The following is a 16,685-nucleotide window of genomic DNA, read 5'->3' as shown; positions in this document are numbered from 1 at the left end:
AATGGCTCTGAACTTGGCATTTGTTGCCCGACATTGGGGAGGAAGTACTATCTAAAGGCTTTCATCAGTTAAACTAAACTGTTGAAAGTCTTTTTTAATAGATTAAGAGAATTTACTTGTGTGGGCCTTTTCTATGAAATATGTTGATAGATTAGATATAATTGAATTGTATGACATTTTTAAAGTTTTAGATTTTTTTAGTGATAATCTAGAACGAAATAGAAAGGTGGAAATAAAATGAGTACGCTAGTAGCACAAGAAAGAAAAGACTTATCAAATTCTTCTTTGAAAAAAATGAGAAGTGAAGGAGAAATCCCAGCAGTTGTTTATGGAAGAAAAGTAAACACTAAATCAATTTCGATTAAAACTTCAGATTTAAATCGTGTCATTAAAGAAGTAGGTAGAAATGGTATTATCTCTTTAAATCTCGATGGAAATTCTAAAAATGTAATTTTAAGAGATTATCAAAGTAAAGCTTTAACTGGGGATGTACTTCATGTAGATTTTCTTCAAGTAGATGAACACACTGAAATCGATACAAAAGTTAGTGTAATTCTAAAAGGAACATCGGTTGGTGAGAAAGCAGGAGGGGTTACTAAACAATTCCTTCATGAATTGAATATTACGGCAAAAGCAAATAATTTGCCAGATAGTATTGAAATTGACATCACTGATTTTGAAATCGGTCATACTGTTCGAGTATCAGATCTTAAAGAAAAATACAGTAACTTCACAATCAATCATGAGGATGAAGAAGCAATTGTATCGGTTGACTATGTGAAACAAGTAGAAGAGGAAGAAACTACTGAGGTAGAAGCTTAATCTAATACTCGCAACACACAGTACATTTCGCTATTGCTCTGCCAAGCTTAGCGAAATCCAGTTAAACAGTACTATTATTATTTAACCGTTTGAATTATAAAGTAAATAGGAAATCTATGTCAATACAATTTGAAAAATAATAAAATAAACAAAGTCTATAGTAGAAGGCGCTTGTACTATAGACTTTTATTATATTTGGAATCCTAAAGTAACTAAATACTTTAGCTGCTTTAAAATCTTTAATTATTGTTTGGAACCGGAAAATAGTGAAAAGTCGACCACCTTCCATTAAAGATGAAAAGTGATCGACTTTTTAAATATTAAATATTATAGGAAAGAGCTTCAAGAGATTTTCAATTGAATTTACAGTGCTGTTTCCCTCAAATTAGATTGAACATGCCGTGTTGTTTCTTTCTTCTGAAGCATTCTAATCATAAGATTATTAGACACTAGAGCAATGATGATTAAGAAAGTACCTACTAAATCGAAAATTGTTACTTTGTTTCCTTGGAAGATTGATATTGTTAGAGTTGTAACAGGAACAAAGTTTATAAACAATAACGCGTTTAATGGTGACAATAAACTTACACCGATATTCCAACCTAACAAAGCTATAACTCCTGGGAAAATAATCATAAACAATAAATGCGGACTTACTGTCATAATAGCTTCTGCTGACGGAACAGGAATATATCCAAATACTGATGAAGCAATTGTTAGAATAATAGCTGTAATTGTACCAAGTAAACAACTTAATGTTGAATAACGTAAAGCGGACCAACCTTGAAATTCACTACCACCCATCGTATAAATAACCCATCCAATCACTGCAATTAAGATGAGCATAGTAGGAATAAATTGATCTGTAGCACCTAAAAATGATTTAATATCCCCTTTTGTTATTACTAACATTGCACCAATGAATGACACGAATACACAAAGTAAAGTAAATAGATGAGGACGATCTTTGAAAATCATCCAAACAATAATTATGGATATCATCGGCATAAGTGATTCCATGATCGATGCTACCATAATCCCTGATTCCCCTAAAATATCTTCTCCCCAAAAGATAAAAAGATTATAGACTGTAAAGGCCATTGTACCAAAGAACCATAAATGAAGGCCTCTGCCCTCAAACCGAAAAGCTTCTTTGCCTTCTTTCCAAAAAAGAATAATAACTAAAATAACAGTTACAGAACCATAACGAATAATTGTAAAATAGAAGGGATCTATATGCTTAAAGGCATCATGTGCAACTGGGAACATTGCTCCCCAAGAAACAGCAGCGACTAAACACAAAATAGCTCCTAATAATACATTATTTTTCATTTTTTCCAATACCCCTATTCATTTATCTTACACATCATCATACCTCCATTTATTCATCACGTAAAACGAATAAAAATAAAGATTATAATCATTATTTTTGATATCATAGAAAGGTAGATAATATATAAAAAAGGGATGAGGATTTTGGAATTTAAAGACTTAGAAATATTTCAAATGGTGGCTGAAAAAGGGACTGTTTCTGAAGTGGCTAAAGAATTTAATTATGTTCAGTCAAATATTACATCGAGAATACAGAAGCTTGAGGCAGAATTAAATACATCATTATTTAACCGACATCGCCGTGGGATGACTCTAACACCTGAGGGTAAAGCGCTATTAGGTTATTGTAAAAAGATATTATTGTTAACCGATGAAATGAAAAAAGCAGTTCAAAATGAAAACGAACCAACAGGTAAATTGGAAATTGGAACAGTTGAAACGGTATATCAGTTACCAATCATATTAACTACTTATATAAAGAAATATAAAAATGTTGATTTATCATTATTTTCTGGTGTAACGGAAACACTAGAAGAAGAAGTGCTGAATCATAAATTGGATGGGGCGTTTGTTACTGAATCAGATTTTCATCCAGATCTTGTATCCCATGAAGTATTTAATGAGGAGCTTGTATTAATTTCAGATATGCGTGAGTACACACTTGACGAGTTAAAAGATGAACCGTTTTTGTGCTTTAGCGAAGGTTGTGGCTATAGAGCTCGTCTTGAAACTTGGTATAAAGACCAAAATATTATACCTCGAAAAGTAATGGAGTTCGGAACGCTAGAAACAATCTTACGCAGTGTTTCTATGGGACTGGGAGTTTCGTTTGTTCCTAAGTCATCTGTAGCACATATGGAACAAAGCGGTCTCATCCAATGTCATACACTTCCCGATAAATACAGTAAAATAAAGACTGTGTTTATTAGAAGATCTGATACGTACTTAACTGCATCTATTAAAAAGTTTATAGAAACAATTGAAACAAGCAAAAAAGCAGAACCTATATCTAACTAACTTAGGGTTTTTGCGAAATTTGCAATAATTGAGGGTGAATAAATGGATCAACAACAAACAGATTATCAAATATCCTTAAAGGAAATAAAATATTTATCACCAAAAGTAAATCATGGATTAGAACTAATATTTGTAATTAATGGAGAAGTAACAGTAGAAATTGATAGCAGATTTTTTGTGTTAAAAGAGCAAGATCTACTTCTTATTAATCGAAACCAACTCTATCAGGTAAAAGGAAATACATCAAACAGTGTTCTAACTCTAAATATTACTGATGCCTTTATCGATCAATATTATGCAGATTATCGAAACAGTCGTTTTGAGTGCTTTTCTCAAGAAATAGATATGGGCAGAGAACAGATGTTAGATAATATTAGGAAATCACTTGTTCAACTGATGATTTCTTATTGTCGGAAAGATGAAAGCTATCGAATTGAAATTCAAAGTTACTTATGTGATATTTTGCTAAATTTGGTTAGAGGATTTAAGAAAAAAGGAAGTACATTTGAAAAGCTGGATACGAATGATTACCGATTAGAACATATCATTGAGTACTTGGAAAGGAATTATCACCAAGTCATCACATTAGACGATATGGCAAAAAAGTCGTATCTATCAACAAGCTATTTATCTCGTTATTTTAAACAAAAAACGGGAATGGGATTTAGCAGATTTTTGATGAACATTCGATTGAAGCATAGTCTAAAAGATTTACTATATACAAATGATACTATTTCACAAATTGCAATGAGAAACGGCTTTGCAAATACAAAATCTTTTACAAGTCTATTTAAAGAATCCTACGGCATTACACCACATGTATACAGAGAGAACCATGCTACTGAAAAAATCGATTCCTTTGAAAGTTATCCTCTAGAGGATGCGGAACAGTTAATTCATTCCACTGAGATCTTGGGGAAATTAGGAATCGTACTAAATCAATTAGATCAATCTTATAGAAATACAGAATCAAGATTTGAAGAATTAACATTAGACATAACAAAACCAATTCAAAGAGAAATTTCTCGACCTAAACATGTTGTCATTGTTAGAGAGTTAAAAGAATTACTTAAAGCCCCAGTAAGATCTCAACTACTAATGGTGAAAGAAGAAATCGGATTAAACTATGTAGGAATTAGTAATTTGTTGAGAGGGGAAACAATTACAGCTGATGTTGAAACAGATGAAGCTTTAGCTACAAGTTCACCTTACTTCAAAGCTGATGTAGCCTTAAATTTTCTTAAGAAGCATGATCTCTCCTTATTTATAAGAATTGATTATCAAGAAATTACGACAAACGAAGATCATAACCTTGAAAAGCTCATTGCATTTTTAAAGCATTGTTTGCAATTGTATGGATCCTCGTATATAAATACTTGGCATTTCTTGTTTTACGAGCCTTATTATACTGCCGTAGGACATAAGGAATTAAGACGTGTATACATGAAATTGTATAATGTGCTAAAAAAGATGATACCAAATGTTCAAGTAGGTGTATTTTTACCATTTTCATTTGTAGATGAAAAAACCACAGAATCACATAATTGGTTACTAACAGAAGCTGATTCTATAGATTTTATAGGGTATCATTCAAACCAAAATGATGTAGTCGATTTTAAGGAATTAAATGATCAACGATTTAATATGACTAAGGATTACCTAAAAGAAAAAACAGCAAAGATAAAACATTATTTAAAAAAGAATGGTATTGAAAAGCCACTTCACCTTGTCTCATGGAATACGCTATCTGGAAATACAAGGTTTACCAATGGAATATTTTTCAGGGGAGCTTTAGTGTTAAAGGGTGTTTTAGATATATTAAATGAAGTGGAATCCATTGGTTTTTGGATTAACACTGCATTGCATGAAAATGACAGCGACGGCCAGCGCATACGAATTGAGGGAATGGAACTGTTCCATTATTTCAGTGGAAAACGCCCAGCTTACTTTGCCATGATGTTTGTTAAGAGGCTGTATGGTACAGTGATTAGCCACGGATTTGATCATGTTCTCATACAAAACGAACGAGGTTATCAGTTAGTATTAATGAATTGCAATACAATCAATCCTTATTATTCTGTGGAAGAATCTTTTCTTCAAAAGCTGAATAAAGAAATACTTGTTAAAATTAATGGGCTAGAAACAGGTGAGTATCAAGTTCGGAAATATACCTTTGATAGAGATCATGGTGCTCTTTATACGAACTGGTTAAATTTAAATAGTAAGCACGGATTAGATATGGAAATTATAGATTATATCAATCGGTCAAATCACCCAAAACTAGAAATCTTTGATGAGACAATTGCAGATGAGTGGTCTTTTCATTCCTATTTAACATTAAATGCAATTCATTATTTTGAAATTAGAAAAGCTATTTTTTAAGAAGTCATCGTTGTACGAATTACAACGGTGGCTTTTTTATTTTGAATCTCAATTCTGGATAATTCACTCTAGCAAAGAATTCTACATTCAAGTGCAAATTATTACCCCCTTTTTTTGATGTTAATAAATGTATGTGAAAAAAAATTCAGACCCTAATAGAAATAGTAGGCAAATAATGACTCATCTATTTAGGCAGCTTTTTTTATAATAAACGTGTAAACAAGTTTAAAGGAGGAACGAACAAAAGTATTTTAGGAAAGGAAAGTTTAGTTATTACTGGTGATACATTCACAAGTATTTATGAAATATTGAAGGGAAAAGTATTGTAGACAGTATTATTTTTTTCAAACTCTAATAGGAGGCATTCTTATGGAAAATGGTTATAAAGGCACTAATAAAATGATTATCGGGATAGTTTTCGGTGTAATTACATTCTGGTTATTTGCTCAAGCAATGGTTAACGTTGTACCAGAAGTTCAAAAAGATTTAGGTGTATCAATCGGTACATTAAACATTGCCATTAGTTTAGCTGCTTTATTCTCGGGTTTATTCATCGTAGCAGCAGGTGGTCTAGCAGATAAAGTTGGACGTAAAAAAATTGCGGTTATTGGTTTCATTTTAAGTATAATCGGTTCGCTTTGTTTAGTTTTAGCTCAAGGTGCCGTGTTATTAGTTATTGGACGTATTATTCAAGGTATTTCTGCTGCGTTTATCATGCCATCAACAATTGCTTTAATGAAAGCGTATTTTGATGGAGCAGATCGTCAACGTGCATTAAGTTTCTGGTCAATCGGTTCTTGGGGTGGATCTGGTTTTGCTTCATTTGCAGGTGGTGCCATTGCAACATCATTAGGTTGGAGATGGATATTCATTATCTCAATTATTGTTGCAATCATTGGTTTATTCTTATTGAAAGATACACCAGAAAGTAAACAAGAATCAACTGGTAAATTCCGTTTTGATTATGCTGGATTAGGAATCTTTATTGTTACAATGTTAGCGTTAAACTTATTCATCAACTACGGTGCGGATTGGGGTTGGACAAACGCTAATACACTAATCTCACTTGCAGTTGCAGTTATCGGATTAATCATTTTTGTTAAAGTTGAAAAAGGTAAAGAAATTGCTTTAGTTGATTTTGCAGTATTTAAAAACAAAGCATACACTGGTGCAACAGTTTCTAACTTCTTACTTAACGCTATTGCTGGTGCGTTAATAGTTACAAACACATACGTACAACAAGGTAGAGGTTTCACTTCTTTACAATCAGGTATTTTATCATTAGGTTATTTAGTTGTAGTATTAGCCATGATTCGTGTTGGTGAAAAAATTCTACAAAAAATTGGTGCGAAAAAGCCAATGGTATGGGGTGGGATCATTACAACAATCGGTGTTGCAATGATGGCATTAACATTCTTACCAGGCTTTACTTATACAGTTGTAGTATTTATCGGTTTTGCTTTATACGGACTAGGTCTAGGACTTTATGCAACACCTTCTACAGATACATCTGTATCAAATGCACCTTCAGATAAAGTAGGTCAAGCAGCTGGTGTTTATAAAATGGCAAGTTCTTTAGGTGGAGCGTTCGGTGTTGCGATTTCGGCAACAGCTTACGGTGCAGTAGCAGTAAACGGTGATTATCATACTGCTGGTTTAGTGGGATTAGTCGTTAATATTATTTTCGGTGTTCTATCAGTAATATCTGTTCTGTTCCTTGTTCCTAATAATGCAGGTAAAACGAATGAAAGTACTACATCTAAACCTAATAAAGGAATCAGTAAAAAACCAGCTATGGGTGTAAAATAGAAATTTTAAATGCGTATAGATTGAACCGAAAAACAACTTCTTTCTATACGCATTGTTTAAACTTAATCATATAGGAAAAAGGAAGTGCATTCTCATGAAAGAAAAACTAATGGAAATGCTAGAGTCTCGTAAAGACGAAATAATTGAAATACGAAGACATTTACATGAAAATCCAGAAATTTCATTCAAAGAAGAAAAGACAGCTCAATATATTCTTGATTTCTATAAAGGAAAAGATGTTGAAGTTCACTCAAATGTTGGGAATGGCTATGGAATTATCGTAACAATTAAAGGTGGCAAACCTGGTAAAAATATTGGTTTACGAGCAGACTTTGACGCACTTCCAATAACTGAAGAAACAGGGCTTCCTTTTTCATCAAAAAACGAGGGTGTAAGTCATATGTGCGGTCATGATGGCCATACAGCATACTTACTTGTGTTAGCGGATTGCCTAATTCAATTAAAAGACGAAATTCCAGGAACTATTAAAATTATTCACCAACATGCCGAAGAAGTGCCACCAGGCGGAGCGAAAAGTATTGTGGAATCCGGTCTACTGGATGATTTAAATAACGTATTTGGTATTCACTTACTTCCAATGGGACCTGCTGGTGAAGTCGGCTATCATGCTGGATGGTCATTCAATGGACGAGCATACTTGAAATTAAAAATACAAGGTAGAGGTGGACACGGTTCTTCACCACATTTAGCAAATGATGCGATCGTTGCAGGTGCACATTTTGTAACAGCTGCACAAACGATCATTAGTCGCCGTTTAAGTCCTTTTGATATTGGTGTTATTACGATTGGTTCATTTGATGGGAAAGGTACATTCAATGTCATTAAAGATAGCGTAGAGCTTGAAGGTGACATTCGATATATGACAATGGAGACAAAAGCAACGATTGAAAAAGAAGTGAAACGTCTAGTTCGAGGGTTAGAAGAAGAATTTGGAGTAACATGTGAATTAACATACGAAAATGATTATCCTCCATTATATAATGACCCAGAATTAACAGAAAAAGTAGCACAGTATTTAAAAGATGCCAATGATGAAGTTATCAAAGAAGTAAAGGAATATCCAGCAATGTCACCATCAGAAGATTTTGCATATTATGCTGAAAAATTCCCATCTTGTTTCTTTTACATTGCATGTACACCAAAAGGAGTGGAAAAGCCATACTTCAATCATAATCCTAAGTTTGATATTGATGAAGATGCTCTTCTTGTTGCTGCGAAAGCGGTTGGACATGTCGTTTGTGGGTATTATGAACTGAATTAGTGAAATTTCAAAAGGCCTTCGTTTTATAAGATGAAGGCCTTTTGAGCATTCAAATTTCAAGGAAAAGGTTATTCAAAATATCACTACAATTTAACACAGTACGTATCTGAAAACGTATTAAGATTAAAAATTAGGAAACCCTAAGCAATATGCAAAAGTGAAGGGAGAAAGTTTATAATGCAGTATACAAAAGCATTTTTCATAAAACTTGCCTTGACTATAGGGATGTTATTAATTGTATTAGGGTTATTTTTTAATATTTCAATAATGGATAGTATCATAATCGGAATTGTATTAACTTTTGTTGCATTTGTAGGAGATATGATAGTGCTACCCAAAGTTGGAAATATGATTGCAGCTACCGGTGACCTATTACTTGCATTTCTTGTAGTATGGGGAATGGGATCTTATCTATTTGATGAAGGCGTTTCATTGCTGTCTGCGGCACTTTTATCGTCTTTATTTATAGGTGGTGGCGAGCTATATTATCATCGTTACTTAAGAGATCATGTTTTTGTAAACGTTGACAAACCTAATAATTTTTCCCGAGTGAACCATTCACATCGTTTGCAAATGGAAGTTGCAGAGGAATTTCATGACCTACAACCAAAAGAATCCGACAAAAAATAACAGCAGACCACATTGCTCAAATTGATGAGTGATGTGGTATTTTTATTAAAATACCTAATGAAAATGTTGTTTAGTCAATTTGTATTCACTGTAAATTCAGAAAATTGTAATTGACTTATAATACCTATCATACTAGTATTTAACTAATGCTATTAATATAGTGGGTATACTATGGATATTTTCTGATAAGGAGTCATATATTCACAGTGGCAATTGACATCTGGACAATAGCACAAAGGGATATGTGTAATGATATTTGAATTCAAAAGTAAAGGGGAATACTTTTTATGAAAGCTAATTTATTTATTGATGGTAAGTGGATTGAAACCGAAAAGCATATTGATGTTGAAAATCCTGCGACACTCGAAAAAATTGGGGAAGTTGCTTTTGCAGAAGAACATCATATTAACCAAGCTGTGGACGCAGCAGCTAAAGCATTTGAATCATGGAAAGAGTTAACTGCATATGAAAGAGCAAGCTATCTTCAAAAATGGTTTACTTTAATTGAAGATCATAAAGAAGACATAGCTCGTATTATGACAATTGAACAGGGTAAACCTTATGCAGAAGCGTTAGGGGAAGTTAATTATGCTAACAGCTTTGTTAGCTGGTATGCAGAAGAAGCAAAAAGAGTTTACGGACAAACAGTACCAGCTTCCTCTAGACAAAAAAGAATTATTGTCCTGGAACAACCAGTTGGAGTAGTAGCAGCCATAACTCCTTGGAATTTTCCGGCGGCAATGGTGACTCGTAAAATCGCACCGGCATTGGCAGCAGGTTGTACAGTAGTAATTAAACCATCTGAATTCACACCATTTACAGCATATAAACTTGTTGAATTAGCGCATGAAGCTGGTATACCTGAAGGTGTCATTAACATTGTAACTGGTAATCCGCAAATAATTGGTGAACTTTGGATGAAAGATGTCAGAGTCCGTAAACTTTCATTTACAGGTTCAACTCGTGTAGGAAAATTATTAATGAGTCAGGCTTCAAGTAACGTAAAAAAACTATCATTGGAGCTTGGTGGTCATGCACCCTTCATAGTAACTCAAAATGCTGATTTGAAAAAAGCTGTTCAACAATTAGTGTTAACAAAGTTCCGAAATGCTGGACAAACTTGTGTATGTGCAAATCGTATTTATGTTCATAATTCGGTAGTTAATGGATTTGTTGACGAGTTAAAACGTGAAGTAGGAAACATAAAAGTGGGTAATGGGTTAAAAGAAGGGGTTAATATAGGACCACTTATTAATGGGCAAGCAGTTGATAAGGTTCAAAACCATATTCAAGATGCAAAACAAAAAGGTGCAGAGGTTATTGTAGTTGAACAGGCAATTGAAGAAAAGGGATATTTTGTCGAACCTACAGTGTTAGTAAATGTAAAAGATGACATGCTTTGTATGAAGGAAGAAACATTTGGTCCAGTCATTCCAATTACAACTTTTGAGACATTGGTAGAAGTGATAGAACGTGCAAACAATACACAATATGGGTTAGCAGCATACATCAACACACAACATATTAAAGAGGCAATCACATTAAGTGAACAACTGGAATTTGGAATAATCGGAATTAACGATGGACTACCAGCGACTGCACAAGCTCCATTTGGAGGAATGAAAGAAAGTGGATTAGGTCGAGAAGGTGGACATTGGGGAATTACTGAATTTTTAGAAACGAAGTTTATTTCATTACAAATTTAACCTAGTTGTAAATTAAGATAATAAACTACCATTGCACACTCAATTTGTGTGCGTAAGACAAACAACCTTCTAAACTTTGGAAGGTTGTTTGTTTTTTAGATTATTGCAGATGGAAATTTACATTATGAATTTTTTTTATTGTTTTGCAATTTGATCCAGATATCGCCATATAAAGATTGCAATTTGGTGGGCCTCAGCTTCGTGGGTAGTATTGTTGAAAGTTCGATTAAATGCTGATAATACAGCTTCAAAAATCGAATTACTTTCAATAGTAGTTTCAAGTTCTTTTAATAAGAAGCTTGCGTATTCATAACCTTTCTTTGAATCATCTTCAGATAGGTTATTTATAAATCCATTTAATTGACAAATAATATGTTCTTTTGATACGGGCATTTCGTTAACTTTATTGAGCAAAGCTTTAGAAATTTCAGGTGTTATTATTAAATCCTGTTTTTCAAACAAATGTGATGCAATTAATTCGATATTTTTTATTACAGAACGAATAACTCTTTCGGGAGAAGCAGGTTTTCCAGTAGCAACAATATATGTGCGAAGTATACCCTGCATCATTCCAATTGCATAAACTGCAAGTTCTGTTGAAATGTTCTTTGATTTCTCACCAAAGATGTCTATAAAGCGGTTTGAAAGCCAGTTTATTTCTAAAATGAAATGACGTTCTAAAACTCCCTTTATCTCAGAGTCGGTACTCCCAGCAATAGATTCGAAAATTTGAATTAAATTATGTTCTCTATTCACATACATTAATAATGAGATTTGTTCAACTAAAACATTAATATCTGAAAGGTCCTTGTTCATTGCCACTTCATAGCGTCGATTGGTCGCTTCCTCCCTTGCTTCTTCCAAGATTGCAATTAAACATTCGTTCTTTGAAGTAAAATGATTATAAAATGTCCCCTTCGATATATTTGCAACAGCAATAATGTCCATAATAGAAGTATGGTTATAACCTTGGTCTATAAATAGCTGGCGTGCAGCTCTAATTATTTGGCGTTTTCTTTTATTCATTTATATCACCTTAAACGTTTGAGTAAATAAAATTATACCACAAGTATAGATTGAAAACCTTTTCATATAAGTTAATTTAAACTATCGGTATAAAAATATTGAAATTAATAGACTAAGAGTATAAAATGAATTTCATCCAAAATATTCGGTTAGAAAGAGAGCACGATATAAATGAATAATGAACAAGTCATGAAAAAGCCCCCCTATCTAATGATAGGTGTTCTTTTTGTGGGTGCTTTTGTTGCTTTTTTAAATAATACTTTACTAAATGTTGCTCTACCATCAATGATGGTAGACTTAGGAGTCGACTATACGACAATCCAATGGCTAGCCAATGGATATATGTTAGTAAGTGGGGTATTAACACCTGCTTCTGCTTACTTTATAACTAGGTATAATACTCGGCCATTATTTATCATTTCGACAATTATTTTTGTATTAGGTACATTACTTGCTGCCCTAGCCCCTGCGTTTGGTGTGTTATTAGCTGGGCGTATGTTACAAGCAGTAGGTGCTTCCTTTATGGGACCTTTATTAATGAACGTAATGTTAATTAGCTTCCCTGTTGAAAAGCGTGGTGCTGCCTTAGGGGTCTTTGGGTTAGTAATGATCGCTGCACCAGCAATTGGCCCAACATTATCTGGTTATATTGTTGAACACCATCATTGGCGTGTTCTTTTCATAATGATTTTACCTTTTGCTGTTATTAGTTTATTGTTAAGTATTTGGAAACTTGAAAACGTATTGCCTACAAGAAAAGTAACATTAGATTACTTTTCGCTCGTCCTATCTGCAATCGGGTTCGGTGGAATACTTTATGGTTTTAGTATTTCAGGAGATAAAGGGTGGACTAGTCCAATTGTAATTACAACATTGATAATAGGGGTTATCGGTGTCGTATTATTTGTTTTAAGACAATTAAAACTTGAATCACCTGTATTAAATATGGGCGTATTCAGATCGCCAATGTACGCTTTAGCTGCAATCATTAGTGCTGTGTTGTCTATGGCCATGATGGGCGGTATGATTTTAACACCTGCGTATGTTCAAAGTGTTAGAGGAATTGAACCATTTGTTTCAGGTTTAATGATGTTACCGGGTGCCCTTGTAATGGCATTTATGTCCCCGATCACTGGAAAATTATTTGACAAAATAGGTCCTAAACCATTAGCGATATTTGGTTTATTTATTATGGCCGTTACCACATACTTGCTATCTTTACTCAATATGGATTCAAGTTATATTTATATAATTAGTGTATTTTCAGTTCGTTCATTTGGGATTGCCCTTGTTATGATGCCAATTCAAACGAATGGATTAAACTCACTGACGGCTAAACTTTATCCTCATGGTACTGCTGCAAATAACACAATCTCACAAATTGCTGGAGCAATTGGAACTGCAGTACTGGTGTCCATTATGACTGCAAAAAGCACAGCAGTTGGGAAGGACTTAGCAGCTGAAGCTGCTGCGAATGGAACACTAACTGATGAATTTATGAAAACAATCAAGTCTCAAGCTTTACTTGAAGGGATTCAATTATCATTCTTAGTTGCTACGTTCATTGCGGTAATTGCACTGATCTTATCAATTTTCTTAAAACGTGTTGTTGACCCGAAAAAAATGCATTAATATACATTGATATGCAATCACTTCTTAATCATCATAGAAGTGATTGTTTTTTTCGCAAAAATGCTTTTTATTGTTACAGTTGTATATTAAAGTGCACTATTTTGCTATATGATGCATTTACTAATTGAAAAAAAGTACAGAAAAACTGCACTTTAGCATATACTAGAAATTAACGGAAATTGTTATTGTATACGTATGTATATATATAAGTTGGAATTTAATATTATGCATATATGTCACTTTTTCTAACATTTCAATTGATGTATAATTAGAAAAAATTGTACTCGTATTTAAATTATGTGTGTGGGGGTTTATGTGGATGAATGTTCTTGACGTTTTAGAAAAATTAGATACGTTAGAAATACTTTACGAACCCATTTATAGTGCAGATGAACATGTTTTAGTGGGATATGAAGTCATCGGTTTTATACTTGAGGGGAATTTATATAAAGCAAAAGATTTGATATATGACGATACAATACCAGCTGAGTTAAGAATAGAACTACAGCATTATATTGTGGAGGAGTCTATAAAAGCTTCTAAGGAACAATTAAAAGATCTTAGCCTATATTTACCTTGTAATCCCAATTTGTTAATGTCTGATTTTGGTGAAGCTTATTTTAATCTACTAAAAAAGAATATAGAGGTGTCTTTATTACCTCAAATTTACTTAGTGATACCTGAACATAAAGTAAAAGGGGACTTCGAACAGTTACTTCACCCGATTCGATATATTAAAACCTATGGAGTAAAGGTTGCGTTAGATAATATTGGATCTAAAAGTAATCTAGATAAAATTTTAATGCTTGAGCCAACAGTACTAAAAATTAATGTAAATCAACTAAATTATAATAAATGGGGAGCACAAAATCATGTGTTCACAACAATCCAGTCCCTAGCATTAAAAATTGGTGCAACATTAATGTTTGATAATATTCAAACCGATTATCAATTGCATCATGCCTGGAAAAATGGGGCACGTTACTTTAAAGGAGAAAATTTACAAAAACCAGTTACTGAGTTTATTTCTCGCTTTACATTAAAAGAAAAGTTTAGAAGCGAATGCCAACATTTTATCTCTACTGAAAAGAAACTTTTAGAGTCAAAGTATGTTGAAATTAAAAATCTTCAAAAAACAATCTCAACAATTGTTGAAGAAGTAAAACCATCCAGCAAAAATGTCGAAAGTCTATTGCAACTTTCAAAAAGATTAGAAGCTTATGCATTCAGATTTTATATTTGTAATGAAGAAGGTTTCCAAACCTCTCCAAATATTTTCTTTAAAGATGGCGCTTGGAATGTACAAAATAACGCTATTGGTAAGAACTGGAGTTGGCGTCCGTACTTCCTTTTCAACATTATTAAAATGCGAAATGATGAAAAAGGTCAATTTTCATCAGTTTACAGCGATATAGAAACAGGCGAGTTAACAAGAACTTACTCAATGCCTGTAAATAATAAGGAATTTGTATTTATCGACATTATGTATGATTATTTATTTGAGCATAATATTGTGAATTAGATGCCAGATACTCAAACGAATCTGTAGGTTTTGTTTGGGTACTGGCATTTTTTTGTTATGACTTGTGAAGATGAATCATAAAATGAATCGAAGTATGTCTTACATTGCAAACGAATTGTGAAAAAGTGATAGAAGGAGTGTTATCATCCAAATCCATGTCGTCCAACAAGGAGATTCTGTATGGGGGATTTCACAAGCTTATGGTGTAAATTATCAAACAATTCTACAAGCTAATCAATTAGATGCGAACGACCAATTAGTAGTTGGGCAGGCGCTTGTTATTCCGATTGTGGGGAGTTTTTATTGGGTAAGGGAAGGGGATACCTTGTTTTCAATTGCGCAGCGTTTCGGACAAAATACAAATACGCTCGCACAAATAAACGGGATTAACCCTAATCAGCCATTACCTGTTGGTACGAGACTTTATATTCCACCTATGCAAAAAACAAAAGCAGAGGTCAATATTTATATTGAACCAATGGGGGAAACAGTTAGCGAGGAATTATTAAGTCAAGCAAGAGAAGTTGCACCTTCATTAACTTATTTAGCTCCGTTTAGTTACGAAGCAAGACGAGATGGTAGTCTAGATCCGATTCCGACAAACGGAATACCAGAAGTTGCTCGTGCATCAGGTGCGTCACTCATGTTAGTTGTTACAAATCTAGAAGAAGGTCAGTTTAGTGATGATTTAGCGAGAGCAATATTGCAAAGTACAGCCGTGCAAGATGTGCTTTTGGAGAACATTGTTGATGAAGCTCGTAGAATCGGTGGAGTAACGGATATCCATTTTGATTTTGAGTTTTTACCGCCAGATCAACGCGTTCCTTATAACAACTTTTTGCGAAAAGCCGCAGACTATTTGCATAATGAGGGCTTTATGATTTCAAGCGCATTAGCGCCTAAGACGAGTAGAGAGCAATCAGGTCAATGGTATGAAGCTCATGATTATCGTGCACATGGGCAAATTGTAGATTTTGTTGTTCTCATGACGTATGAGTGGGGTTACTCAGGCGGTCCACCTATGGCTGTCTCGCCAATTGGGCCAGTGGAAGACGTAATAAATTATGCTTTAACTGAAATGCCGGCAAATAAAATAATGATGGGTCAGAATTTGTACGGATACGATTGGAAGTTACCATTTGTAGAAGGTGGAGAATACGCGCGCGCGGTTAGTCCTCAAAGAGCGATCGAAATAGCAAGAGAAAATAATACAGCTATTGCTTACGATTATAGGGCGCAAGCACCTAACTTTAATTATGTTGATAATAACGGTGTGTCACATAAGGTTTGGTTTGAAGATGCGCGGTCCATTCAAGCGAAATTTAACTTGATGAAACGACTAGGTTTGCGAGGGATAAGTTATTGGAAATTAGGATTCCCATTCCCGCAAAATTGGCTATTGATCAATGAAAACTTTGATGTTGTAAAAAGAAATCAATAATCAGTATTTAATGGCTCTTGTTATGTAAAGAGCCATTTTTTTGTGTGCGACGGGCAGTTGCACCATGTGCAATAACAGCACAGG

General features: G+C 33.8%; 12 protein-coding genes. 10 read left to right on the top strand and 2 right to left on the bottom strand.

Features of this window, described 5'->3' with window-relative positions; genetic code table 11:
- The first annotated feature begins 237 nt into the window (after positions 1-237).
- On the top strand, positions 238-822 hold the full coding sequence (locus CD29_RS15530) for a 50S ribosomal protein L25 (protein ID WP_036188854.1): 585 nt from the start codon (positions 238-240) through the stop codon (positions 820-822).
- Between the two features lie 363 nt (positions 823-1,185).
- Here CD29_RS15530 and CD29_RS15525 read toward each other — a convergent pair whose 3' ends face one another.
- A complete protein-coding gene (locus tag CD29_RS15525; RefSeq protein ID WP_036188853.1) occupies positions 1,186-2,154 on the bottom strand; it encodes a DMT family transporter in 969 nt (322 codons plus the stop codon).
- A 144-nt stretch (positions 2,155-2,298) separates the two neighbouring features.
- On the opposite strand from CD29_RS15525, the gene CD29_RS15520 reads away from it, so the two are divergent.
- The 6 genes from CD29_RS15520 (at position 2,299) to CD29_RS15495 (ending at position 10,980) form a co-directional block, all read left to right on the top strand.
- The gene (locus CD29_RS15520; RefSeq protein ID WP_036188851.1) at positions 2,299-3,171 is read left to right on the top strand and encodes a LysR family transcriptional regulator; all 873 of its coding nucleotides are present in this window, start codon (positions 2,299-2,301) and stop codon (positions 3,169-3,171) included.
- Positions 3,172-3,213: 42 nt separating this feature from the next.
- The gene (locus CD29_RS15515; protein ID WP_036188850.1) at positions 3,214-5,553 is read left to right on the top strand and encodes a helix-turn-helix domain-containing protein; all 2,340 of its coding nucleotides are present in this window, start codon (positions 3,214-3,216) and stop codon (positions 5,551-5,553) included.
- A 369-nt stretch (positions 5,554-5,922) separates the two neighbouring features.
- Positions 5,923-7,362 carry an MFS transporter gene (locus CD29_RS15510; RefSeq protein WP_036188848.1) on the top strand — a complete coding sequence of 480 codons (1,440 nt, stop codon included), beginning with the start codon at positions 5,923-5,925 and terminating at the stop codon, positions 7,360-7,362.
- Positions 7,363-7,456: 94 nt separating this feature from the next.
- The gene (locus CD29_RS15505) at positions 7,457-8,644 is read left to right on the top strand and encodes an amidohydrolase (protein ID WP_036188847.1); all 1,188 of its coding nucleotides are present in this window, start codon (positions 7,457-7,459) and stop codon (positions 8,642-8,644) included.
- Between the two features lie 177 nt (positions 8,645-8,821).
- On the top strand, positions 8,822-9,274 hold the full coding sequence (locus tag CD29_RS15500; RefSeq protein WP_036188846.1) for a DUF2512 family protein: 453 nt from the start codon (positions 8,822-8,824) through the stop codon (positions 9,272-9,274).
- A gap of 287 nt (positions 9,275-9,561) precedes the next feature.
- A complete protein-coding gene (locus CD29_RS15495) occupies positions 9,562-10,980 on the top strand; it encodes an NAD-dependent succinate-semialdehyde dehydrogenase (RefSeq protein WP_036188845.1) in 1,419 nt (472 codons plus the stop codon).
- A gap of 135 nt (positions 10,981-11,115) precedes the next feature.
- Here CD29_RS15495 and CD29_RS15490 read toward each other — a convergent pair whose 3' ends face one another.
- On the bottom strand, positions 11,116-12,006 hold the full coding sequence (locus tag CD29_RS15490) for a TetR/AcrR family transcriptional regulator (protein WP_052124203.1): 891 nt from the start codon (positions 12,004-12,006) through the stop codon (positions 11,116-11,118).
- A 171-nt stretch (positions 12,007-12,177) separates the two neighbouring features.
- On the opposite strand from CD29_RS15490, the gene CD29_RS15485 reads away from it, so the two are divergent.
- The 3 genes from CD29_RS15485 to CD29_RS15475 all read left to right on the top strand — a co-directional run bounded on the left by CD29_RS15485 (position 12,178) and on the right by CD29_RS15475 (position 16,601).
- Positions 12,178-13,638 (top strand): DHA2 family efflux MFS transporter permease subunit, encoded by a 1,461-nt coding sequence (locus CD29_RS15485; protein ID WP_036188843.1) that lies wholly within the window; start codon positions 12,178-12,180, stop codon positions 13,636-13,638.
- Positions 13,639-13,957: 319 nt separating this feature from the next.
- Positions 13,958-15,160, top strand: a complete 1,203-nt coding sequence (locus CD29_RS15480; protein ID WP_036188841.1) for an EAL domain-containing protein — start codon at positions 13,958-13,960, stop codon at positions 15,158-15,160.
- 145 nt (positions 15,161-15,305) lie between these two features.
- The gene (locus CD29_RS15475) at positions 15,306-16,601 is read left to right on the top strand and encodes a glycoside hydrolase family 18 protein (protein ID WP_036188839.1); all 1,296 of its coding nucleotides are present in this window, start codon (positions 15,306-15,308) and stop codon (positions 16,599-16,601) included.
- Positions 16,602-16,685 lie beyond the last annotated feature (84 nt).

The organism is Ureibacillus manganicus DSM 26584 (assembly GCF_000772945.1).
GTDB lineage: Bacteria > Bacillota > Bacilli > Bacillales_A > Planococcaceae > Ureibacillus > Ureibacillus manganicus.
This window is presented reverse-complemented; position numbering and strand designations above follow the sequence as displayed.

Coding starts and splice junctions, on each gene's coding strand:
- CD29_RS15530 (WP_036188854.1), top strand. CDS start 238: ATGAGTACGCTAGTAGCACAAGAAAGAAAAGACTTATCAAATTCTTCT.
- CD29_RS15525 (WP_036188853.1), bottom strand. CDS start 2,154: ATGAAAAATAATGTATTATTAGGAGCTATTTTGTGTTTAGTCGCTGCT.
- CD29_RS15515 (WP_036188850.1), top strand. CDS start 3,214: ATGGATCAACAACAAACAGATTATCAAATATCCTTAAAGGAAATAAAA.
- CD29_RS15510 (WP_036188848.1), top strand. CDS start 5,923: ATGGAAAATGGTTATAAAGGCACTAATAAAATGATTATCGGGATAGTT.
- CD29_RS15505 (WP_036188847.1), top strand. CDS start 7,457: ATGAAAGAAAAACTAATGGAAATGCTAGAGTCTCGTAAAGACGAAATA.
- CD29_RS15500 (WP_036188846.1), top strand. CDS start 8,822: ATGCAGTATACAAAAGCATTTTTCATAAAACTTGCCTTGACTATAGGG.
- CD29_RS15495 (WP_036188845.1), top strand. CDS start 9,562: ATGAAAGCTAATTTATTTATTGATGGTAAGTGGATTGAAACCGAAAAG.
- CD29_RS15490 (WP_052124203.1), bottom strand. CDS start 12,006: ATGAATAAAAGAAAACGCCAAATAATTAGAGCTGCACGCCAGCTATTT.
- CD29_RS15485 (WP_036188843.1), top strand. CDS start 12,178: ATGAATAATGAACAAGTCATGAAAAAGCCCCCCTATCTAATGATAGGT.
- CD29_RS15480 (WP_036188841.1), top strand. CDS start 13,958: ATGAATGTTCTTGACGTTTTAGAAAAATTAGATACGTTAGAAATACTT.